The sequence below is a fragment of the Mesonia oceanica genome (assembly GCF_902499555.1).
GTDB lineage: Bacteria > Bacteroidota > Bacteroidia > Flavobacteriales > Flavobacteriaceae > Mesonia > Mesonia oceanica.
Window position 1 is genome coordinate 12,331 of sequence record NZ_CABVMM010000007.1, and the last position, 20,316, is coordinate 32,646.

The 20,316-nt window shown below is 35.1% G+C and carries 20 protein-coding genes; 8 read left to right on the top strand and 12 right to left on the bottom strand.

Annotated features, from left to right (window positions below):
• Positions 1-52 precede the first annotated feature (52 nt).
• Genes arsM through FVB9532_RS09360 form a run of 6 tightly spaced genes read right to left on the bottom strand, consistent with a single transcriptional unit; the run spans position 53 to position 4,377 of the window.
• Positions 53-1,021: an arsenosugar biosynthesis arsenite methyltransferase ArsM gene (gene arsM, locus FVB9532_RS09335; RefSeq protein ID WP_150544947.1), complete on the bottom strand. Its 969-nt coding sequence runs from the start codon at positions 1,019-1,021 to the stop codon at positions 53-55.
• Positions 1,018-1,836: a purine-nucleoside phosphorylase gene (locus FVB9532_RS09340; protein ID WP_394349651.1), complete on the bottom strand. Its 819-nt coding sequence runs from the start codon at positions 1,834-1,836 to the stop codon at positions 1,018-1,020. Before FVB9532_RS09340 ends, arsM begins: the two co-directional genes overlap by 4 nt.
• The gene (locus FVB9532_RS09345; protein WP_150544949.1) at positions 1,833-2,441 is read right to left on the bottom strand and encodes a TIGR04282 family arsenosugar biosynthesis glycosyltransferase; all 609 of its coding nucleotides are present in this window, start codon (positions 2,439-2,441) and stop codon (positions 1,833-1,835) included. The genes FVB9532_RS09340 and FVB9532_RS09345 overlap by 4 nt, the downstream gene beginning before the upstream one ends.
• Entirely contained in the window at positions 2,438-2,929 is a 492-nt protein-coding gene (locus FVB9532_RS09350) for a rhodanese-like domain-containing protein (protein ID WP_150544950.1), read from the bottom strand. Before FVB9532_RS09350 ends, FVB9532_RS09345 begins: the two co-directional genes overlap by 4 nt.
• On the bottom strand, positions 2,929-3,984 hold the full coding sequence (arsS, locus tag FVB9532_RS09355) for an arsenosugar biosynthesis radical SAM (seleno)protein ArsS (protein WP_150544951.1): 1,056 nt from the start codon (positions 3,982-3,984) through the stop codon (positions 2,929-2,931). Before arsS ends, FVB9532_RS09350 begins: the two co-directional genes overlap by 1 nt.
• A 57-nt stretch (positions 3,985-4,041) precedes the next feature.
• Complete coding sequence (locus FVB9532_RS09360) at positions 4,042-4,377, bottom strand: arsenosugar biosynthesis-associated peroxidase-like protein (protein WP_150544952.1); 336 nt, start codon at positions 4,375-4,377, stop codon at positions 4,042-4,044.
• Positions 4,378-4,547: 170 nt separating this feature from the next.
• On the opposite strand from FVB9532_RS09360, the gene FVB9532_RS09365 reads away from it, so the two are divergent.
• Both FVB9532_RS09365 and FVB9532_RS09370 read left to right on the top strand, forming a co-directional pair.
• Complete coding sequence (locus tag FVB9532_RS09365) at positions 4,548-6,872, top strand: sensor histidine kinase (protein ID WP_150544953.1); 2,325 nt, start codon at positions 4,548-4,550, stop codon at positions 6,870-6,872.
• 2 nt (positions 6,873-6,874) lie between these two features.
• On the top strand, positions 6,875-7,240 hold the full coding sequence (locus tag FVB9532_RS09370; protein WP_150544954.1) for a response regulator: 366 nt from the start codon (positions 6,875-6,877) through the stop codon (positions 7,238-7,240).
• Positions 7,241-7,276: 36 nt separating this feature from the next.
• On the opposite strand, the gene FVB9532_RS09375 is transcribed toward FVB9532_RS09370, so the two are convergent.
• The 3 genes from FVB9532_RS09375 to FVB9532_RS09385 are packed head-to-tail and all read right to left on the bottom strand — an operon-like array spanning position 7,277 to position 9,879.
• Positions 7,277-8,029: an SDR family NAD(P)-dependent oxidoreductase gene (locus FVB9532_RS09375; protein ID WP_150544955.1), complete on the bottom strand. Its 753-nt coding sequence runs from the start codon at positions 8,027-8,029 to the stop codon at positions 7,277-7,279.
• A 55-nt stretch (positions 8,030-8,084) separates the two neighbouring features.
• Positions 8,085-9,062, bottom strand: coding sequence for an NAD(P)H-quinone oxidoreductase (locus FVB9532_RS09380; protein WP_150544956.1), 978 nt, complete (start codon positions 9,060-9,062; stop codon positions 8,085-8,087).
• Positions 9,063-9,114: 52 nt separating this feature from the next.
• Positions 9,115-9,879: an SDR family NAD(P)-dependent oxidoreductase gene (locus FVB9532_RS09385; protein WP_150544957.1), complete on the bottom strand. Its 765-nt coding sequence runs from the start codon at positions 9,877-9,879 to the stop codon at positions 9,115-9,117.
• Positions 9,880-10,198: 319 nt separating this feature from the next.
• Between FVB9532_RS09385 and asnB the strand changes: the two genes are divergently transcribed.
• Positions 10,199-11,884, top strand: a complete 1,686-nt coding sequence (gene asnB, locus FVB9532_RS09390) for an asparagine synthase B (protein ID WP_150544958.1) — start codon at positions 10,199-10,201, stop codon at positions 11,882-11,884.
• Between the two features lie 128 nt (positions 11,885-12,012).
• Here asnB and FVB9532_RS09395 read toward each other — a convergent pair whose 3' ends face one another.
• Positions 12,013-13,563, bottom strand: coding sequence for a serine hydrolase (locus tag FVB9532_RS09395; protein WP_150544959.1), 1,551 nt, complete (start codon positions 13,561-13,563; stop codon positions 12,013-12,015).
• Positions 13,564-13,741: 178 nt separating this feature from the next.
• Between FVB9532_RS09395 and FVB9532_RS09400 the strand changes: the two genes are divergently transcribed.
• On the top strand, positions 13,742-14,518 hold the full coding sequence (locus FVB9532_RS09400) for an alpha/beta fold hydrolase (protein ID WP_150544960.1): 777 nt from the start codon (positions 13,742-13,744) through the stop codon (positions 14,516-14,518).
• Between the two features lie 54 nt (positions 14,519-14,572).
• Here the strand turns inward: FVB9532_RS09400 and FVB9532_RS09405 are convergent, their stop codons facing one another.
• Complete coding sequence (locus tag FVB9532_RS09405) at positions 14,573-15,895, bottom strand: aspartate kinase (RefSeq protein ID WP_150544961.1); 1,323 nt, start codon at positions 15,893-15,895, stop codon at positions 14,573-14,575.
• 101 nt (positions 15,896-15,996) lie between these two features.
• Here FVB9532_RS09405 and FVB9532_RS09410 point away from each other — a divergent pair, with 101 nt between their 5' ends.
• Entirely contained in the window at positions 15,997-16,653 is a 657-nt protein-coding gene (locus tag FVB9532_RS09410) for a hypothetical protein (RefSeq protein WP_150544962.1), read from the top strand.
• A gap of 50 nt (positions 16,654-16,703) precedes the next feature.
• Here the strand turns inward: FVB9532_RS09410 and thiL are convergent, their stop codons facing one another.
• Entirely contained in the window at positions 16,704-17,762 is a 1,059-nt protein-coding gene (gene thiL, locus FVB9532_RS09415; RefSeq protein ID WP_150544963.1) for a thiamine-phosphate kinase, read from the bottom strand.
• Positions 17,763-18,042: 280 nt separating this feature from the next.
• Here thiL and FVB9532_RS09420 point away from each other — a divergent pair, with 280 nt between their 5' ends.
• The 3 genes from FVB9532_RS09420 to FVB9532_RS09430 are packed head-to-tail and all read left to right on the top strand — an operon-like array spanning position 18,043 to position 20,308.
• On the top strand, positions 18,043-18,372 hold the full coding sequence (locus FVB9532_RS09420; RefSeq protein ID WP_150544964.1) for a HesB/IscA family protein: 330 nt from the start codon (positions 18,043-18,045) through the stop codon (positions 18,370-18,372).
• A gap of 60 nt (positions 18,373-18,432) precedes the next feature.
• The gene (gene sufB / locus FVB9532_RS09425; protein ID WP_150544965.1) at positions 18,433-19,878 is read left to right on the top strand and encodes a Fe-S cluster assembly protein SufB; all 1,446 of its coding nucleotides are present in this window, start codon (positions 18,433-18,435) and stop codon (positions 19,876-19,878) included.
• Between the two features lie 10 nt (positions 19,879-19,888).
• A complete protein-coding gene (locus FVB9532_RS09430; RefSeq protein WP_150544966.1) occupies positions 19,889-20,308 on the top strand; it encodes a hypothetical protein in 420 nt (139 codons plus the stop codon).
• Positions 20,309-20,316 lie beyond the last annotated feature (8 nt).

A 20,316-nucleotide genomic window follows, 5' to 3' on the forward strand; every position in this document is an offset into this window, starting at 1 on the left:
GTTTTATAATAATAAGTAAAACCGCTACTTAATTGGTAGCGGTTTTTTTGTGTTAACAGCATCCTCCACCATCATAATGAAAGGTAGATTCACTTATAAAAATATCTTTTCTATTTAAACTTTGAAGCGCGTTAGCTGTTTTATCACAAACCGCTAAAGGTTGGTTTTGTAATAAAACGTGTCCTTTTTTATCGTCAAAGAAATCTTCTTGTCCGTAATAAATAGCTGTTTTTCCTGTAAACACACAAGGACCGTCTTTAGGCATTGGGTCTTTAATGGCTGCTACTTCTATACTTTCAATATAAATAAGTTCATCGGTAGGATAGTGGGCAGGGGCTAAAATGCGATAAGGCTTTTTCGCTCTAATTTCAATCGTACCAAAACCGGCATCGGTAAGCATTTTTACATATTCTGCCATGGGTAGGCTTCCGCTTAGGCAAAGTGCCCTTAATTGTTCGTCATTACGGAGTTCTTCATTCATCGGTTGTTCACAAATAGGGTCGCTCATTACCAATCTTCCGTGAGGTTTTAAAACCCGGTACATTTCTGCAATGGCTTTTTTCAATTCTTCAGTTTTAAAAATATTGAACAAGCAGTTTTGTGCCGCCACATCAATTGAATTATCTTCTACCGGTAAATGAAGTGCGTCACCTTTTTTTAGTTCTACAAATTCTGAGTTGAACCACGGATTGGTTGCTTCAGCTTCTTTGAAATTTTTTCGACTCGCTTCGAGCATTTCATCAACGACATCTACTCCAATCACTCCATTTTTCTGTCTGGAGAAATAGGCAAATTGTAAGAGTTCCATTCCGCCACCAACACCTACATACAATATGTTGGGTTGGTTCACCAAGTCACGGGGATGTACAGTGCTTCCACAACCATAATTCATCTCCTGCATAATTTTAGGGATTTTTAAACCCGGCAATTCCCAAACAGGATTCGTCGTGCAACAGAGTCCTACATTGGGCGTTTCTGCGGCCTCTTTATAAACATTTTTGGTAGTTTCTAAATAGCTCATGAAATTTCAATTTCTCTAATTAAATCTTTAAATAAGATGATCATTTGCGGTTCGGCTTGTTCTGCCATAGCGATAATCTCTTTTACATTCACGGGTTGTAAATTATCGGGATCACCTTCATCGGTTAATACAGAAACGGCAGCCACCGGTAATTTTAAATGATTGGCAACAATAATTTCCGGTACGGTACTCATTCCAACAGCATCTGCTCCCATTGTTCGAAGCATTCTGTATTCTGCCCGGGTTTCTAATTGGGGTCCTAAGACAGAAGCATACACTCCTTTGTTTAATTTTAAATCGTGTTTTTGGGCGATGCTTTCAATTTTTTGGGTCATTTGTTGATCGTAAGGACAGCTCATATCTACAAAACGTTCCCCGTATTGAGAAACGCCTTTAAAGGCTAAAGGAGAACCACCCAATAAATTAATATGGTCGTCAATGAGCATTATTTCCCCTTTTTTAAATTTAGGGTTAATAGCCCCCGCCGCATTAGAAACCAACAGTTTTTTAATTCCCAAACGGTGCATAATCCTTACTGGGAAAGTGACATCTTGTAAACTGTAGCCTTCATATAAATGAAAGCGACCTTGCATAATCACTACTTTTTTGCCTTCTAATTCGCCATAAATTAAATGACCTTTGTGAAATTCTACGGTCGCTGTAGGAAAGTTGGGAATATGGTTATAGCTAACTTCTTCTATAATTTTTACTTCTTGTAAAAGCTTGCCTAAACCAGTTCCTAAAATAATTCCGACTTCAGGAGCTTTAAATCCTTTATTTTTTAAATATTTTACCGTTTGTTCTATGTATCTCATAATTTTAAATATTGTTGAAAAACACTAATGCCTTTAATATCTTCAAAAGTGTCGATGTCGTTTTTGGTTGCTAACAAAGTTACTTTTTTACTTTTTAAATCTGCTAACGTATCTTGAAGAACAGTAGCTGTACTCCATTTTTTTTGCTGAAAAATTTCAGGAATAAACGATTTCATTCCCAATAAATAATATCCGCCGTCTTTGGCCGGACCAATCACCACTTCATGAGTGTCTAAATTTTGAAAAGCTTCTTCGATAGTTTCTGAATGTAAATCGTATAAATCGCTTCCAATAATAATTACTTTTTGGTAGCCTTCTTGAAAAGCTTCTGCAAAAGCGTTACTCATTCTTATTCCTAAATCTTTTCCTTGTTGAAGTTTTTTCTGAAATAAGTTTGAATCGAAATCATCCTCCTGAATAATTTCTTTTGAATAGAAAACCTGTTTGTCTGAATTTACTTGATGTGAAACGCTAGCGGTGTGTTGTAATAAATGTTTATAGATGGATAAAGCAGCTTCATCACCAATACTTTTCGCTAAGCGGGTTTTGCATTTGCCCAATTCGGGATTTTTGGTGAAGATGAGCAATAGGTTTTTATTTTTCATTCGTAAACTTTTTCGGCATTATGGAGCCATTTTCCCCAACGTTTATTAAAAGCGTGGACTTTTTCGGTGATTTGTTCTTGGTTGTTGAAAACCGGATAACCTTTATTTTTCCATTCGAAAATGCCTCCGTAAAGGTTTTGAATATTATTATAGCCTAATTTTTTAAGTTGTTCTCCAATTTTTTCAGACCGAATCCCTAAGGAACAATAAACAACAATAGGAGTTTCTTTATTTTTTATTTGTTGCTGAATTTCTTCCGCAGAAAAATTTTTATATCCTACCCATAAGGCATTTTGAAGATGACTGATATGGAACTCTTCCCATTCGCGGGCATCTAATAACAGAAAGTTTTGTTGATGGGCCTTTAATTGTTCTACTGAAATAAAGGGAATGGAATGTTTGGTACTTCGCTCTAAAAGATTGTTTAACGAATCTTGCGAGTAACTTATAAAAGTGATGAAGAATAAGATATTGATAAAAAACCTCATTACGCCACCGATCCTTGACAACTACTTCCTGCACCGGCTGTACAACCATAACAATGTTGTGAGGTGATAATATTTCTGTTTTCTAAAACAGCTTCGTCGTAATTGCTAATGTGTTTAATCTTACTGGCTACTTTGAGCTCTAACATTTGGTTAAAATCACAATCATAGAGCCAACCATCCCAACTTATGGAAAGTGTATTTCTGCACATGACGTTTTTCACGGCAGTAGGATTGTAGGCGTTTACCAATTCATACATATAATCTTCGTAATTTTCTGAAGCGATGAGGTATTCTAAAAACCGACTAATGGGTAGATTGGTAATGGCAAAAAGATTATTGAATTCAATTTGAAAATCTTCCCAAAGCGCTTTTTTAAAATCACTTTCCATGGCTTCTTGATTGGTGGGTAAAAAAGCTCCGGAAGGGTTGTACACCAAATCCAGTTTTAGTCCGCTGCCTTCTTTTCCGTAACCTACTTCATTCAGCATTTTTAATGCTTTGATAGATTTATCGAAAACGCCTTCCCCCCGTTGTTGATCTGTTTTTTCCCTTTTATAAAAAGGTAAGGAAGAAACTACATGAACATTGTGTTTCTTAAAAAATTCAGGTAAATCGTAATACTTTTTATTGGCGACGATAATGGTGAGGTTCGAGCGAACGATAAAATCGTTGATTCCTGCTTTGGAAGCTTCTTCTACAAACCAACGGAAATTAGGGTTCATTTCCGGAGCTCCTCCAGTTAAATCTAAGGTGTGTGCTCCGGTTTTTTTAATCGCCTCTAGACAATGCTGCATGGTCTCTACTGTCATAATTTCTTTTCGGTCGGGACCGGCATCTACATGACAATGCGAACAAACCTGATTGCACATATACCCTAAGTTAAGTTGAAGTATTTCTAATTTTTTTGGTTGGAGGGGTGCGCTATCAGATTTTTCCAATTTGTTTTTAAAGGTAGGGAGCTCTCCTTCTGCAAATAATCCATCGTTTAAAAACTCCAATTGTTTTGCAGGATTGGATAATTCATTATTTCTAGCAGAGAGAGATTTGGTACTCATAAAATGATGTATTTTGGTTGAGATATGTAACGAAAAAAGGAGCTTTTCAGTTTTAAGTTACATCGATAGTTTTTTGTATTTATTCATCATTTGTACGCCGTGAACAAGGGTGGCGCCACTTTCTATGGCCGCTCCTGCGTGCACGGCCTCCATCATTTCTTCTTTTGTAATACCACGCTGCAAACCATCTTTGGTGTAGGCATCAATACAGTAGGGACATTTTACCACGTGGGAAACCGCTAACGCAATGAGTGATTTTTCTCGGGCAGAAAGTTTTCCTTCTTCAAAAACCTTTCCGTAATAATCAAAAAACTTTTCTCCAAGTTCTTTGCTCCATTCTGTGATTTCACCAAATTTTCTTAGATCTGCGGGGTCATAATATGATTTTGACATAATTTGCTTTTAATTTAAATGTATTGATAATGTGTTAATTTAATGCTTAATTTTTCTTAATTATTGTATAAAATATTAATAACAGGGAGTAGTATATCATAAATACCTTACTTTAAACTTGCTTAATTTGATAGTTTATTTAAATTTATAGAAATCAACCAAGTTCTTAGATGAAATTAAGGGATAACCAAAAATTCAATAATTGGTTTTATAACCATCCAAAGCTCGTTTCAGCATGTGCTTTTAGTGTGGTATTTTTTCTTTCCTTACTTATTTTTATAAAAGATTACACTATTTATAATGAAAAAGAAGAACAAGAGAAAGAGAACATTTTGTATAATGTTGAATCTAACATTGACCAAATTTTAAAAAGTGGTTATGTTACGACCCTCTCTTTGGCATTAACTATTGATAATAGTGGTCATCCCAAAAATTTCGAAAATGTTGCTAAGAAACTTATAGAGACCAATACGTATATTGATGGGGTTGAATTAGTTCGCGGTGGTGTGGTAAAATATGTTTATCCCTATGAGGAAAATAAAGCGGCAATTGGACTAAATATTTTAGAATATGAATATTCTAGAATAGAAGCTTACAAAGCTATTGAAAATAGGAAAATGCATTTTGCAGGTCCTTTAAATTTAAAACAAGGGGGAGAAGGGATTATAGGTAGGCTTCCTATTTTTATAAATAATGAATTTTGGGGGTTTTCTGTAGTGATCATTAAAATGGATACTTTTTTAAAGTATTCAGGCATTCAAGAATTAGAAGAAAAAGGGCTCAATTATAGATTTACGAAAATAAATCCAACTACAAGAAAAAGGAAGATTTTTACGGATGGTAATGATGATTTTGATTTTGAAAAAGCCACAAAAGTATATTTTGAAGAGGCTGATTGGGAAATTTACCTTTTAATGGACAGTGATTATGAGGCTTATATTTCTGCTTTACCATTTTTGATTTTTGGATTAGTGTTATCCTGCTTATTTGCTTTTTCGGTTTTTCTAATTTTAAAAAAACCAGCCCAGTTAAAACGGCACATTAAACTTCAAGCCCGAAAGTTACTGCATTCTGAAGTAAAATATAGAGCAATTTTTAAAGAAGCTGGTTTAGGAATTGTTCATATAGATGAAAATGAAGGAGTGTTAGAGGTAAACTCTCGATTTTTAGAAATGACGGGATATACTTTTTATGAAATTTCCAGAATGAAATTTTCAAATTTGATTAGTCTAAAAGGTAGCTCGTTTCAAAAGATACTTAATCATGAAAAGTTTGAAGCAAAGCTTAGTACCAAAAATAATTCTGAAAAACATATTAGAATCACCAATTCAACCTTAAGCTTAAACTTAAAGAAAACACATATTTTATTTATAGAAGATATTACCAAAAGAAAACTGGCAGAAAATAAACTTAAACATTTGCAAAGTAGAATGCAAATGGCTATTAGGGTTTCCAGACTTGGATATTGGGAGTGGGAATTAGAAACCGATAAAATTACCTGGTCAGATAGGATGTATGAAATTTTTAATTTTGGTAAAGAACAAAACCTCAATTCACATCTAATCGTTCAAAAAGTCCATCCCGACGATAAAAAGCTTTACAAGCGACAGATAAAAAAAATTCTAGAGACTAAAAAAGGTTCTACTTTTGAAACACGCATTACAAGAAATAAAGACGGAAAAGAAGAAGTTTTACATATTTTGGGTAGGGTAGAATGCGAAGAAGAAAATGGGAAGCTTCATAAGATTAAAGGTACGCTGGTAGATGTTACAGAAAAAAGACAAGCATTGATTAACCTACAACACTCTCACCAGATGGTGGTAGAACAAAACGAGAGGTTACTCAACTTCTCTTATATCGTTTCGCATAATTTAAGATCACATTCCAGTAATATACAAGGTTTAGTCACACACTTAAAAGAGGTAGATTCAGAGGAGGAGATGCGGGAAATGCTCCAACTTATAGAAGATGTTGCTATTTCGTTAAACGAGACCTTAAAAGATTTAAATGAAGTAGTTCACATTCATAAAAATTCGAACGGCATTATTAGTGATTTAACTTTATATGATTTTATAAATAGAGTCATAAAAATACTTCATAGAGAAATAAAAATTAACGATATAGACCTTCGTGTAAATGTGCCTCAAGATAAAAAGGTGTGGTTTAATTCTGCCTATTTACAAAGTGTTCTGTTAAATATTATGTCTAATGCGGTAAAATATAGAGACCCTGATAAAAAATCTGAGATAAAAATTACCTTTAGCGAAGATGAAAAATTTAAGATATTAGAAATTAGTGATAATGGTATAGGGATAGACTTAGAGACAAACAAAAGCAATTTATTTGGGATGTATAAAACGTTTACCGATTTTAAAAATTCCCGGGGGATTGGTTTGTTTGTAACCAATAATCAAATGCAGGCAATGGGAGGGAAAATAGAAGTGAGCAGTGAAATAAATATAGGTTCTACCTTTACCCTTTATTTTAAGAAATAGTTATGGAGATTTGTATAGTAGATGATGATAAAGTTTACCAACTTCTTATGAAGAAGATAATTAAAAAAATAGATCCCTCTATTTCTATTAAGGCTTTTTATAATGGAGAAGATGCCTATGAATATTATAAAAAGACCAGATGTGATTGCCATGTGCTTTTACTCGACATCAACATGCCACAAATGGATGGATGGGAATTTTTAAAACGCTTAAATGATGAACAAATAGAAATTTCACAAATATATTTAGCAACCTCTTCTATTGCCTATTCAGATATAGAAAAAGCTAAAGAATATAAAAGCGTAAAAGGATATCTCACCAAACCAATTACAAAAGATAAAATAATAGAAATAACCCAACAAAGTTGAGCTAGTTTCTATTATTTTAATAGATTCAAAGTTGTATTACTTCGCTAAGTACCCACCATCAAGAGGGTAATATGCTCCAGTAGCAAAAGAAGCTTTATCGCTGGCAAGCCATAAAAATAATTCGGCTACCTCATGAGGTCTGCCTAATCTTCCCATTGGGTGCATCTCCGCCAAAGAATTATAAGCCTCTTCAGAAAGGGAATCTTTTACCAGTGGGGTTTCAATAAAAGCGGGCCCCACCGCATTTACACGAACCCCGGTTTTCCCATATTCTATTCCAGCATTTTTGGTAAGACCTACCACGCCATGTTTTGCAGCAACATACGCACAACTATTGGCAAAACCCACTTGTCCTAAAATGGAAGCAACATTAATAATACTTCCTTTTCCTGCTTTTTCCATTTCGGGTAATTGATAGCGCATTCCGTAAAATACACCCGATAGGTTAATGCTTATCACTTTATCCCAATCATCAATAGGATAGTTTCCTATCGGTTCAGCGGGTCCTCCAATTCCTGCATTGTTAACAGCAATGTCTAGCTTTCCGAATTTTTCAATTGATTTCTGAACAGTCATTTCAGAATCTTTTGGCTTTGAAGTATCTGCCTTTATGAATATTGCTTCTCCACCATTGGATTCAATTTCTTTTACTACACTAGTTCCGTGCTCTTCATTTATATCGGTTACTATAATTTTAGCACCGTGTTCAGCGAATAATAAGGCCGTACTTTTACCAATGCCTGAACCAGCTCCGGTGATTAAGGCAACTTTGTCTTCTAAAGTTTTCATTTTTTGATTTAAATTTAATTAATAATCAGATGCTTAATGATGAGGAATGTCATTTCTATTCATCAACGTTTAGAATAATTTTACCAATATGGCTACTGCTTTCCATTAATTGATGAGCTTCTCCGGCTTTTTCTAACGGAAAAGTTTTTTCTATAAAAGGCTTTATTTGTTTGTCTTTAAATAAAGGCCATACCGTGGTTTCAACTTCTTTAGCAATTTTAGCTTTTACGTTAATGGGTTGAGGTTTTAGAAGGCTTCCGGTTAAGATGAGGTTTTTCGAGATTATTTGCCATAAATCAATAGTTACTTTTGCAGATTTCATAGCATTAATGTTTACTAATCTCCCTTTAGATTGAAGTAATTCTAAGTTTTTATTTGTGTAGTCACCACCGACCATATCTAAAATCACATCCAGCTTTTCTTCTTTTAGAATTTCTGAAAAAGCTTCTTTTTTATAATGAATAGCTTTGGAAACTCCGATTTTCTTTAAAAAATCTATTTTTTCTGAAGAACCTGCGGTAGCATAAGTAGTAATACCTAATGCTTGAGCGATTTGTAAACCCATCACTCCAATCCCACTTGTACCACCGTGAATAAGTAATTTTTCTCCTTTTGTAAGTTTTGCTTTTTGAAATAAATTGAACCAAACTGTAAAAATCACCTCCGGTAAAGAAGCTGCTTCAGCAAAACTTAAACCCTTGGGTATTGGTAAGCACAAGCGTTCATCTACACAAATATATTCAGCATAACCGCCGCCGGCAACGAGGGCACAAATTTTATCACCAACGTTCAACTTAGAATTTTTAGATTTAACCTCTTCAACAATCCCGGCAACTTCCAATCCCGGTATTTGAGCAGATGGCAAATCCTCACCATAAGCATCAGGGTTTTCACGGGTTAAAATATCACTTCGGTTTACCCCGGCAGCTTTTATTTTAACAAGAACTTCATTTTCTTTGGGAGCAGGCTTATCCGTTTTTTGTAGCTTTAAAACCTCAGGTCCGCCTGCTTCTGTAATAACTATTGCTTTCATAATTTCATATAAATGGGAATGTTTAGTTCCCCCTTATCTTAATTCTAGTTGATTAAGCTTTCATTCCGCCATCAACTACAAATGTTTGCCCTGTGGCATACGTATTGTCATCAGAAAATAAATAACAAACCATATGTGAAATATCTTCCGGAGTAGCATACCTTCCTAATGGGATGGTTGCGGTATAAGCTTCTTTTACTTCATTACCGTGACCGGGATTTACACCTTCTTCTATAGAACGCATCATACGATTATCGACAGTGCCTGGGTTCACCGTGTTCACACGAATATTACGTTCTGCTAATTCTAAAGCCGCAGTTCGCATAATTCCAATTACAGCATGCTTAGTGGTAATGTAAGGTACCATATTTGGAGATCCTTGTAAGCCGGCAACAGATGATGTAATTACAATACTTCCGCCATCTTTAATTTCCGGAATTACGTATTTCATACCTAAATAAGTTCCTTTTATATTTACGGCGACTACTTTATCAAAGACATCATCGGGATATTCATGCATGGGGGCAACTTTACCTTCTATCCCTGCATTATTAAAGAAACAGTCTATTTTTCCATAACGCTCAATACAAGTAGCTACATACTTTTTAACGTCTTCTGCTTTTGTTACATCTGCTACTACATAAGAAATTTCTAAATTTTCTTTTTTAGCTTCTGCTTCTTTTTCTTTTAAGGCTTTTTCATCAATATCTACTAATAAAACTTGAGCTCCTTTTTGGGCCAATTCTTTAGCAGTAACAAAACCTATACTTCCTGAACCACCGGTAATAATGATGGATTTATCTTTAAACTTACTCATAATATGTTTTTTTATTAAAGTTACTATTATTGCTTCATTTCGAGTCTTAATAAAAAGCTATAATTGTATTAATGTTTTAAATTATGGGAATTGGCGAATTTTATTTAAAGTAAAATTTTGAAAAATCAGTAAAATTGGATTTAAATGAATTTTTCATTTTTTGAAGAGTAGTTTATTGCAGATAGTACAAATGTTTAGAAAAGCACATTTAAGAAGACTTCCTTCTAAACTTTTTCATTTATATTAGTTTATTCAACATTTAAAATCAGCTTCTAAGGAAGAAGTTGATGATTTATTAATTTTTATAAAATGTAACTTTATGTGCGGAATTGTTTGCGCTTTCGATTTAAAGGAAGCTTCTGAAACGTTACGACCTCAGTTACTGGAAATGGCGAAATGTATTCGTCACCGTGGTCCAGATTGGAGCGGTGTGTACAGTAACGAGAAGGCCATTATGGCGCACGAGCGCTTGGCAATTGTAGATCCCACTTCGGGAAAACAACCTTTGTTGTCTGAAGATGGTAATTTGGTACTTGCTGCCAATGGTGAAATTTATAATCACTTAACTCTACGAAATCAGCTAAATGGTAATTATAATTTTCAGACCAATTCTGACTGTGAAATTATACTCGCATTGTATAAAGAAAAAGGAGCGAAATTCTTAGATGAATTGAATGGTATTTTCGGCTTTGCACTTTACGATGTAGAAACAGATGAATACCTTATTGCACGTGACCATATGGGGATTATCCCATTATATATTGGTTGGGATGAAAACGGAACCTTCTATGTAGCTTCAGAATTAAAAGCTTTGGAAGGAAAATGCATGAAGATCGAATTGTTCCCTCCCGGGCATTATTTATCAAGTAAAGAAGAAGGTTTTCAACGTTGGTATCAGCGTGATTGGATGGAATACGAAAATGTAAAAGGCAATGAAACGAGTATCGAAGAATTGCAGGAAGCTTTGGAGAAAGCTGTTCACCGTCAATTAATGAGTGACGTTCCTTATGGCGTGTTGTTGTCCGGAGGTTTAGACTCTTCCATTACTTCTGCCTTAGCAAAAAAGTATGCACAAAAGCGTATTGAAAGTCAAGATAAAGATGAAGCTTGGTGGCCACGTTTACACTCTTTTGCTATTGGGTTAGAAGGTTCGCCAGATTTAGCGGCAGCCAAAAAAGTAGCCGATCATTTAGATACGGTGCATCACGAAATAAAATTTACGATTCAAGAAGGCTTAGATGCGATTAAAGATGTGATTTATCATTTAGAAACTTATGATGTAACTACAGTAAGAGCTTCTACGCCTATGTATTTAATGGCGCGTCATATCAAGTCAATGGGAATTAAAATGGTACTTTCCGGAGAAGGATCTGATGAGATTTTTGGAGGTTATCTGTACTTCCATAAGGCACCTAACGATAAAGAATTCCATGAAGAAACCGTTCGAAAGCTTGATAAATTGCATATGTATGATTGCTTACGCGCAAACAAATCGCTTTGTGCTTGGGGAATTGAAGGGCGTGTACCATTTTTAGATAAAGAATTTATGGATGTGGCCATGAGGTTAAATCCGAAAGACAAAATGATCAATGGTGAACGTATCGAAAAATGGGTCTTGCGTAAAGCTTTTGAAGACTATTTGCCGGAAAGCGTAGCTTGGCGACAAAAGGAGCAATTTTCTGATGGAGTTGGTTACAGTTGGATCGATACCTTAAAAGAAATGGTAAATGAAAAAGTGAGCGATGAGCAATTAGCTAATGCGCACTTTAAATTTCCCATTCAGCCACCGAGCAGTAAAGAAGAATATTATTACCGTTCTATTTTTGCAGAACATTTCCCTAGTGATGCTGCCGCATTATCGGTGCCTTCGGTTCCATCGATTGCTTGTAGTACACCAACCGCTTTGGAGTGGGACGAGTCTTTTAAAAATATGAACGATCCATCCGGTAGGGCTGTGGCGAATATTCATAGTGATGCTTACAAAAAAGATCAGCCTGTAGGCTAAGCTTCACAAATTTATAAAATGAAAAACCCTGAAAGTTTTAGCTTTCTGGGTTTTTTATACTATTTAAATAAAACAGCCAAACTTATTTAGCTTTTAATGTTTCTTTTGTGGGTCATTTTTCAATCTAACTACTCTTCGGAACTATAAAAATGCAAGTCACCAAAATCGAAACTAAAGTCGGTAACAGGAGCGATAGGTTTCATTTTAGCCTCTACTGCTTGTCCTTCTTCGTTTAAGGAAAACAATACAAATACATCGGCATCAAAACTGCGATTATCCCATTTGGCAACATAAGTGGTTAGATTGTACGGAAGTAATACTCCTTTTAATTGCGTAGAACGTTCACAGGTAATCCTAAGTTCATCGCCTTGTTCTTCAATCGTGATATCGCCAAACCAATCATCTTCGTAAGTTCCGGTAATTTGTGAAGCTTCCAGCGCAGTTTTTTTCTCCATTTCTTCAACTTGTTGGTAAACCGCTTTTTTAATGCTATCGTTATAAGAAATCCATTTTTCATTTTTCTTACCGTATTTTTCTACCCAATTTCGATTTTCGTATCCTAAATAACTATCTTTAATCGTATTGGTAATCGAGCTAAATGCACTTCCCAACATTTGATTGGTAAGTACCACAATTCCTAATTCTAATTCGGGAATCATGGTGAATTGAGTAACTGTTCCCAATAATCCTCCGGTATGGGTAACTTGTTTGTAACCGCCTTTTACATCACTCACAAACCAACCTAAGGAATAACCAGAAAAATGCGTGTTATAATCATTGTCTTTTCGCACAGGAAGTGGATTTTGTAATTGCCATAAATTGTACATTTGTTCTTTGCTTAATAAACGTTCTCCATCTTTGGTAACGGCATCATTCATTAAAAACTCAGCCCAGGTAAGCATATCAGAAACATTGCTCATAATTCCACCGGCAGGATTCGCAAGTTCGTTCCAATCGTGCGGAATTTGAATCACTTTGCCTTCGGTTCTGGTATGCGCATCAATAATATTCGATTTGTCGGTTAACCGCTTGTAAGAAGCTTTGCTGTCTTTCATTCCAACAGGTCTCATAATGCGTTGCTCCACAAATACTTCCCAAGTTAATCCACTAACACGGCGAATCACTTCCCCGGCGATGATAAACATGTTATTGTTGTATTTAAATGAACTGCGGTAAGCACTTTTCTTGTCTTGCTTGCTCATATTGGCAATCACATCGTCAACGGTAAAATCGCTTCCTTCAGGAAAAAACATCAAATCACCGGCACCAAGTCCTAAACCACTTCGGTGGGTGACTAAATCACGAATGGTGAATTCTTCAGTAACAAAAGCATCAGGCATTTGAAATTCAGGAATGTATTTTCGCACTTTATCGTCCCAATCCATTTTTCCTTCATCTACTAGCATCGCTAATGAAAAACAAGTAAAACCTTTACTGTTAGAAGCAATACCCACTAGGGTTTCTTTGGTCATCGGTTGGTTGTTTTTAAGAGAACGAACGCCATGACCTTCTGCATAAACAATTTCACCATCTTTAATGATCCCTACCGAAATACCGGGAACATCAAAAGTTTCTATAGAATTTTGAATGACTTTATCGAGTTTGCGATTTTTAATCTGTGCTGAAAGACTTATGGAAATAAGAATACCAAAAAGAAAAAGGAAGTTTGTTTTTTTCATGAAAGTGTAAATTGAATAATTTGTTTTAAAAGCTATTTAAAATAAAATAAATACGTCAACCTGAACTGTCCCTCTAGCGGAGTCGAAGTGTTGTTTAAGGTTCTTATCGTAAAAGGATGTGATTCTGAAATAAATTCAGAATGACGCTTTTTTTATCTTGAAATTATATTTTTGCGTTATGCAAGAATATATCTCCTACAAAAATATACAAATTGCTTTTACTGTTGAAGGTAAAGGTAAAACAATCGTTTTATTACACGGATTTTTAGAAAGTTCTTCCATTTGGAAAAATATAGTTTCGGCTTTTAAAGAAACCCATCAAGTTATTACGATCGATCTACTTGGACATGGAAAAACCGATAAGTTGGGGTATATCCATTCCATGGAAACCATGGCAGAAACGGTAAATGCAGTTTTAGCTGAAATGAAAGTTGAAAAGGCTTCGTTTATTGGCCATTCTATGGGAGGCTATGTGGTGTTGGCCTTTGCTGAAAAATTTCCGCAGAAAATAGAAAAATTAATTTTATTGAATTCGACTACGGTAGCCGATTCTGAAGAGCGAAAAGAAAATCGGGATCGCGCCAAACGTTTGGTAAAGCAAAATAAACAAGCCTTTATAAGTATGGCTATTAAAAACCTGTTTACCGATGCTAACCGCAATAAATTAAGAAATGAAATTCATGTTTTGGTAGAAGAAGCCATTCAGCTTCCGGAAGAGAACATCATCGCTTCTGTGGAAGGTTTAAAAAACCGAAAAGACAGAACAGCTATTCTTCAACAATATTCAGGCAAAAAAGTAATTATTGCAGGTAAAAACGATCCGGTGGTGCCTTTTACAGAGATTCAAGCTATCGCAGAAAAAACAAATTCAACCTTTATTTGTTTTGAAGGCGGACATATGAGTTATCTAGAAAACCAAGAGGAATTGACAGAAGAATTGAAAAAGATTCTTTAAATAAAAAAGACTGCCCTAAGACAGTCTTTTCAGCAAGCATTTACTTCAAATAAATTAAGCAATAGTTGGTGTTAGCTTAAAGACGTAATCATTAAGCATTTTTAGGGTTTGGGGTTTATCTTCGGTGCTTACAAGTAAAGAAATATTATTATTGCTACCGCCATAAGCAATCATTCTTACATTTACATCTTGTAAAATTTGAAATAATTGCGGGGTGGTTTCGTGATGAATAATATGATTACCCACTAAGCAAACGATACTTTTATTTTCTTCCACTTCTACTTGGGCAAATTTTAGTAATTCTGAAGTGATTTCATTCAAGTAGGTTTTATCATCGATAGTTAAGGAAACGGCAATTTCTGAAGTGGTAATCATATCGATGGCTGTTTCGTATTTTTCAAAAATCTCAAATACTTTTTTTAGAAATCCATGCGCCAACAGCATTCGCTCAGATTTAATTTTAATAGCGGTAATTTCATCTTTAGCAGCAATAGCTTTGATGCCTTCACCTATGATTTGATTAGAAATTAAAGTTCCTTCAGCTTCCGGTAAATTAGTGTTTTTTAAACGTACGGGTATAGCTAGGTTTCTAACCGGTAATATGGTTTGTGGGTGAAGTATTTTAGCTCCGAAATAAGCTAGTTCAGCAGCTTCGTCAAACGAAAGTTGTGCAATAGATTTGGTGTTGTGCACGATTCGGGGGTCGTTATTATGAAATCCATCGATATCTGTCCAAATCTGTACTTCCTCCGCCCTGATTGCCGCGCCGATAATGCTTGCCGTATAATCACTGCCACCGCGTTTAAGGTTGCTTATGTTTCCTTCGTTACTTAAGCAAATAAAACCTTGGGTAATGTAAATTTGTTGATTGGGATTTTCTTTTAAAATTCGGTTAAGGTTCTGTTGAATATAGAAGTAATCAGGTTCTTTTTCTTTATCTATTCGCATAAAATCCAGTGCAGGAATCAATGAAGAAGCCACTCCTTGTTCTTGCAAAAAGTGATTCACCAAATAGGTTGAAAAAAGTTCTCCTTGAGCAACAATTTCATTGTAATTACTAATTTGCTGTTCTACAAAATACTGAAGTTGTTGAGAAAGGGAATAAATATACTTTTTGATGGTTTCGGTTCTCTCTTCACCTTTGATTAAACCGGAAACCGCCGCTAAATATTTTTGTTCTAATTGGTAAATGAGAGCTCTACTTTCTTCAACTTGATTGGTTTTTATATGCTGAGAAAGTTCTACTAACTTGTTGGTGCTACCACTCATTGCAGATAGAACCACAATCTTGGGCTCCCCATCGTTAATAATTTCTTTTACATTTTGAATATTGGCAATGCTTCCTACTGAAGTTCCTCCAAATTTTAAAACTTTCATTTTTAGTTTAATTTTTACCGAATGTAATTGAGTGGGAATGGTTTACCTTAAAAATGTGTAAATTTTACTAAATTTACACAAGAAGTTAAATAATTAACAAAATGAAAACCGTAGCTCAGAGTGTAGAACAGATTTTAAAAACGCAACCTTTTTTAGAAGATGCTTTACAGCGAAATATTATCAATTTTAGCGCATTGGCTGAAGAATTACAAGATGAAATTTCAGTAATTTTAAAAAAACCGGTAAAGACAGGTGCCATTATGATGGCTTTACGAAGGTATAAAGTTCCGGTAGGGGTGAGTAACAATATAAAAGTAAAAAAAGCTTTTCAAAGATTGGGAGATATTACGGTACGCTCCAATATTTCTGCTTTTACCTTTAAAAATACCAGTACCTTGGTGACTTGCCACGGGAAACTACTGACTTATGTTTCTGATAATACCCATTTGTTTTATGCCTTTACCCGCGGAATTTTAGAAAGTAATATTATGATTTCCGGATCGGAGACTGCTAAAGTGAATTCTTTTTTTAAAGAAGAGAATTTGATTATTCAAAGAGAAGGTTTAGCTGCGGTGAGTGTACAATTACCACAGGATAATGTAAAAGTAGCCGGTTTGTACTATCAGCTTTTTAAACACCTGGCTTGGCAAAATATTGCTTTGTATGAAGTGGTTTCTACCACGAACGAGTTTACGGTTTTAGTAGAAGAAGATTTAGTAGAACAGGCCTTTGCAGCAATTAAGAATTTGAAGAAATAAAAAATCCCACTTTACAGCAGGACTTTATTTATAAATAATACTCTTAAATTCTATTCTTCATCTTTTGCATCATCAAAAGAATTCCATCCACGAGATTGTATAGGTAATTTTTGGTTAGCTCGGGTGATGAGGTGCATTCCTTCTTTTTCTTCCGTCATATGACCGATGACCGTTAAATGAGGATTGCCTTTTATTTTGTCGTAATCTTTTTGATCGATCGTGAATAAAAGTTCATAATCTTCTCCGCCACTTAAAGCCACCATCGTACTATCGATATTAAACTCTTCACAAACAGAAATTACTGTCGGATCTAGCGGTATTTTCTCTTCAAAAATATTGGCACCCACTTTTGAATTCTTACAAAGATGAATCACTTCCGAAGAAAGTCCATCGCTAATGTCGATCATCGAAGTTGGTTGTACTTCTAAAGCGTTAAATAATTCAGGAATATCTTTTCGAGCTTCCGGTTTTAGTTGTCGTTCAACAATATAAGTGTAAGCGTCTAAATCGGGTTGTGCGTTTGGGTTGGCTTTAAACACTTGCTTCTCGCGTTCTAAAACCTGTAATCCCATATACGCTGCTCCTAAATCACCCGAAACCACTAATAAATCATTTGGTTTTGCTCCGCTTCTCGTAGTGATTTTTTCTGGTGTAGCTTTTCCCAGTGCGGTAATACTAATCATTAATCCGGAAGTAGAAGAAGTTGTGTCACCGCCCACTACATCTACTTTGTAAATTTCAGCGGCTAATTGAATTCCGGCATATAATTCTTCCAAAGCTTCAACAGGAAATCTATTGGAAGCCGCAATAGAAACTGTAATTTGAGTAGCTTCAGCATTCATCGCATACACATCAGAAAGGTTCACCATCACAGCTTTGTAGCCTAAATGCTTTAAAGGCATAAATGATAAATCAAAATGCACGCCTTCTACCAAAAGGTCGGTAGTGACTACAGTTTGGTCTCCTTCAAAATTTAGAACTGCGGCATCGTCGCCAATTCCTATTTTAGTGGATGGTTGATTGATGGTTAAGTAGCGAGTGAGGTGATCTATTAATCCAAATTCACCTAATTCAGATAAGTCAGTTTTACTTTCTTTATTATCAAACATAGTCTTTCAGCTTTCAAATTGCAAAGCTACGTTATTTTATGTGGAAATATGAACTTTTAAGTAGTTAGGAAGTTTTCAGAAATCGAATTTTAAAGAATTATTAATAGTAGATATTCGTCAGTTTTATGGATGATTTTCGACAAATGTACTGGATGAATGCCGATCTGTTTTGGATAATCTATCTATAACATTTCGTGATAATTTTATAAATTAGAATAATCTTTACTTATATGGTATTCACAAGACTAAATGGTATATTTGCAAAATAAGAAAAAACGTTATGATAAAAGTAAGTGACGATGCAAGAAAGAAACTAGCTCAGTTAATGACTGAAGAAGGTTTTGATGCGGTGCAAGATTATGTGCGTGTGGGAGTTAAGAGCGGAGGTTGTTCCGGTCTTTCTTACGATTTAAAATTTGATAAAGAACAAGTTGAAGAAGATAAACTTTTTGAAGATAACCAAATAAAAATATTGGTAGATAAACGCAGCTTTTTATACTTGGTGGGAACCATATTGGAATATTCCGGAGGTTTAAATGGAAAAGGATTTGTGTTTAACAATCCAAATGCGCAAAGAACATGTGGCTGCGGAGAAAGTTTTTCGCTTTAAAAAATGAAAGCATAAATTCAAACAATTTTGAATTTTAACTATTGAATTGAAAAAGAAATTATGGCATATACTGAAGATGATTTAAAGAAAGAGCTCGAAACCAAAGAGTATGAGTATGGATTTTATACCGATATAGAATCTGATACCTTTCCCGTTGGTTTGAATGAAGATATCGTGAGGGCAATTTCTAAGAAGAAAAATGAGCCTGAGTGGATGACCGAATGGCGTTTGGAAGCTTTTCGGGTGTGGAAAGAAATGGAAGAACCTGATTGGGCCAATGTAAATTATCCAAAACCAGATTTTCAAAATATATCTTATTATTCGGCACCTAATAAAAAACCGAAATACGATAGTTTAGATGAGGTTGATCCCGAGTTGTTAGATACGTTTAAAAAACTTGGAATTTCTTTAGATGAACAGAAAAAGCTTGCCGGTGTTGCCGTAGATGTCGTAATGGATTCTGTTTCGGTAACCACCACTTTTAAAAAGACATTGGCTGAAAAAGGAATTATCTTTTGTTCCATTTCAGAAGCAATTCAAGAACATCCTGAATTAGTTAAAAAATATTTAGGGACCGTGGTTCCGAAAACCGATAACTTCTATGCCGCTTTAAATTCAGCAGTATTTAGTGACGGTTCTTTTTGTTACATTCCAAAAGGCGTAAGATGCCCAATGGAACTTTCTACTTATTTCAGAATTAATCAAGCAGGAACTGGTCAGTTTGAAAGAACTTTGGTGGTAGCCGATAAAGAAAGCTATGTAAGTTATTTAGAAGGTTGTACCGCTCCTACGCGTGATGAAAATCAATTGCACGCAGCGGTAGTAGAGCTCATCGCCTTAGATGACGCAGAAATTAAATACAGCACTGTGCAGAACTGGTTTCCTGGAACTAAAGAAGGAAAAGGAGGAGTTTTCAATTTCGTGACCAAGCGAGGTTTATGCGAAGACAATGCAAAAATTAGTTGGACGCAGGTAGAAACAGGATCAGCTGTTACTTGGAAATATCCAAGCTGTGTGTTAAAAGGGAATAATTCCATCGGAGAATTTTACTCTATTGCAGTTACCAACAACTATCAGCAGGCAGATACCGGTACTAAAATGATTCACTTAGGGAAAAACACTAGGAGTACAATTATTTCCAAAGGTATTTCTGCCGGAAAATCACAAAACTCTTACCGCGGATTAGTTCAGATTAATAAACGAGCAGAGAACGCTAGAAACTTCTCACAATGTGATTCTTTATTAATGGGTAATAAATGTGGAGCACATACTTTCCCTTACATTGAAGTTAAAAACCAAAGCGCACAAGTAGAGCACGAGGCGACCACCAGTAAAATTGGAGAAGATCAAATTTTTTACTGTAACCAACGTGGGATAGATACCGAAAGGGCAATTGCTTTAATCGTTAATGGGTTTAGTAAAGAAGTATTAAATAAACTACCAATGGAGTTTGCCGTAGAAGCGCAAAAACTATTAGAAATATCATTAGAAGGTTCAGTAGGATAAAATTTAAAAAATGAAAAAAATCGTAATCGGCCTAATGGCAGTGGCAACCCTTATGGTGAGTTGCAAAAATGAAAGTAAAGATTCTGAAGCTACAGAAGAAAAAGCTGTGGAAACTGTAGAATTGCAAAACGCTATCAATAAAAAAGGAGAATTCACCTTGAGAGGAGAATTTATTTATACCGATGAAGCCGCTGTTTTAAAAGGAAACGATTTTATTTACGGAGTTCAATTGGATGAAAAAGCAAAAGAACTCGCAGAAAAGGTGAAGCCTTTAAAACGTGAAGATTACGATATGGTCCCGGTAATTTTAAAAGGGAAGGTAAAAAATAATCCAGATAAAGATGGTTGGGAAAAGATTGTAGAGATTAAAGAAATCATAAAAGTAGAAAAGCCTACTGCAGAACCTGCAATCAAAGTAAAAGGAGAATAAAGTTAAAA

What these genes read in the sequence shown, in the direction of transcription:
- arsM (WP_150544947.1), bottom strand. Translation starts at nt 1,021, where the DNA reads ATGAGCTATTTAGAAACTACCAAAAATGTTTATAAAGAGGCCGCAGAA.
- FVB9532_RS09340 (WP_394349651.1), bottom strand. Translation starts at nt 1,836, where the DNA reads ATGAGATACATAGAACAAACGGTAAAATATTTAAAAAATAAAGGATTT.
- FVB9532_RS09345 (WP_150544949.1), bottom strand. Translation starts at nt 2,441, where the DNA reads ATGAAAAATAAAAACCTATTGCTCATCTTCACCAAAAATCCCGAATTG.
- FVB9532_RS09350 (WP_150544950.1), bottom strand. Translation starts at nt 2,929, where the DNA reads ATGAGGTTTTTTATCAATATCTTATTCTTCATCACTTTTATAAGTTAC.
- arsS (WP_150544951.1), bottom strand. Translation starts at nt 3,984, where the DNA reads ATGAGTACCAAATCTCTCTCTGCTAGAAATAATGAATTATCCAATCCT.
- FVB9532_RS09360 (WP_150544952.1), bottom strand. Translation starts at nt 4,377, where the DNA reads ATGTCAAAATCATATTATGACCCCGCAGATCTAAGAAAATTTGGTGAA.
- FVB9532_RS09365 (WP_150544953.1), top strand. Translation starts at nt 4,548, where the DNA reads ATGAAATTAAGGGATAACCAAAAATTCAATAATTGGTTTTATAACCAT.
- FVB9532_RS09370 (WP_150544954.1), top strand. Translation starts at nt 6,875, where the DNA reads ATGGAGATTTGTATAGTAGATGATGATAAAGTTTACCAACTTCTTATG.
- FVB9532_RS09375 (WP_150544955.1), bottom strand. Translation starts at nt 8,029, where the DNA reads ATGAAAACTTTAGAAGACAAAGTTGCCTTAATCACCGGAGCTGGTTCA.
- FVB9532_RS09380 (WP_150544956.1), bottom strand. Translation starts at nt 9,062, where the DNA reads ATGAAAGCAATAGTTATTACAGAAGCAGGCGGACCTGAGGTTTTAAAG.
- FVB9532_RS09385 (WP_150544957.1), bottom strand. Translation starts at nt 9,879, where the DNA reads ATGAGTAAGTTTAAAGATAAATCCATCATTATTACCGGTGGTTCAGGA.
- asnB (WP_150544958.1), top strand. Translation starts at nt 10,199, where the DNA reads ATGTGCGGAATTGTTTGCGCTTTCGATTTAAAGGAAGCTTCTGAAACG.
- FVB9532_RS09395 (WP_150544959.1), bottom strand. Translation starts at nt 13,563, where the DNA reads ATGAAAAAAACAAACTTCCTTTTTCTTTTTGGTATTCTTATTTCCATA.
- FVB9532_RS09400 (WP_150544960.1), top strand. Translation starts at nt 13,742, where the DNA reads ATGCAAGAATATATCTCCTACAAAAATATACAAATTGCTTTTACTGTT.
- FVB9532_RS09405 (WP_150544961.1), bottom strand. Translation starts at nt 15,895, where the DNA reads ATGAAAGTTTTAAAATTTGGAGGAACTTCAGTAGGAAGCATTGCCAAT.
- FVB9532_RS09410 (WP_150544962.1), top strand. Translation starts at nt 15,997, where the DNA reads ATGAAAACCGTAGCTCAGAGTGTAGAACAGATTTTAAAAACGCAACCT.
- thiL (WP_150544963.1), bottom strand. Translation starts at nt 17,762, where the DNA reads ATGTTTGATAATAAAGAAAGTAAAACTGACTTATCTGAATTAGGTGAA.
- FVB9532_RS09420 (WP_150544964.1), top strand. Translation starts at nt 18,043, where the DNA reads ATGATAAAAGTAAGTGACGATGCAAGAAAGAAACTAGCTCAGTTAATG.
- sufB (WP_150544965.1), top strand. Translation starts at nt 18,433, where the DNA reads ATGGCATATACTGAAGATGATTTAAAGAAAGAGCTCGAAACCAAAGAG.
- FVB9532_RS09430 (WP_150544966.1), top strand. Translation starts at nt 19,889, where the DNA reads ATGAAAAAAATCGTAATCGGCCTAATGGCAGTGGCAACCCTTATGGTG.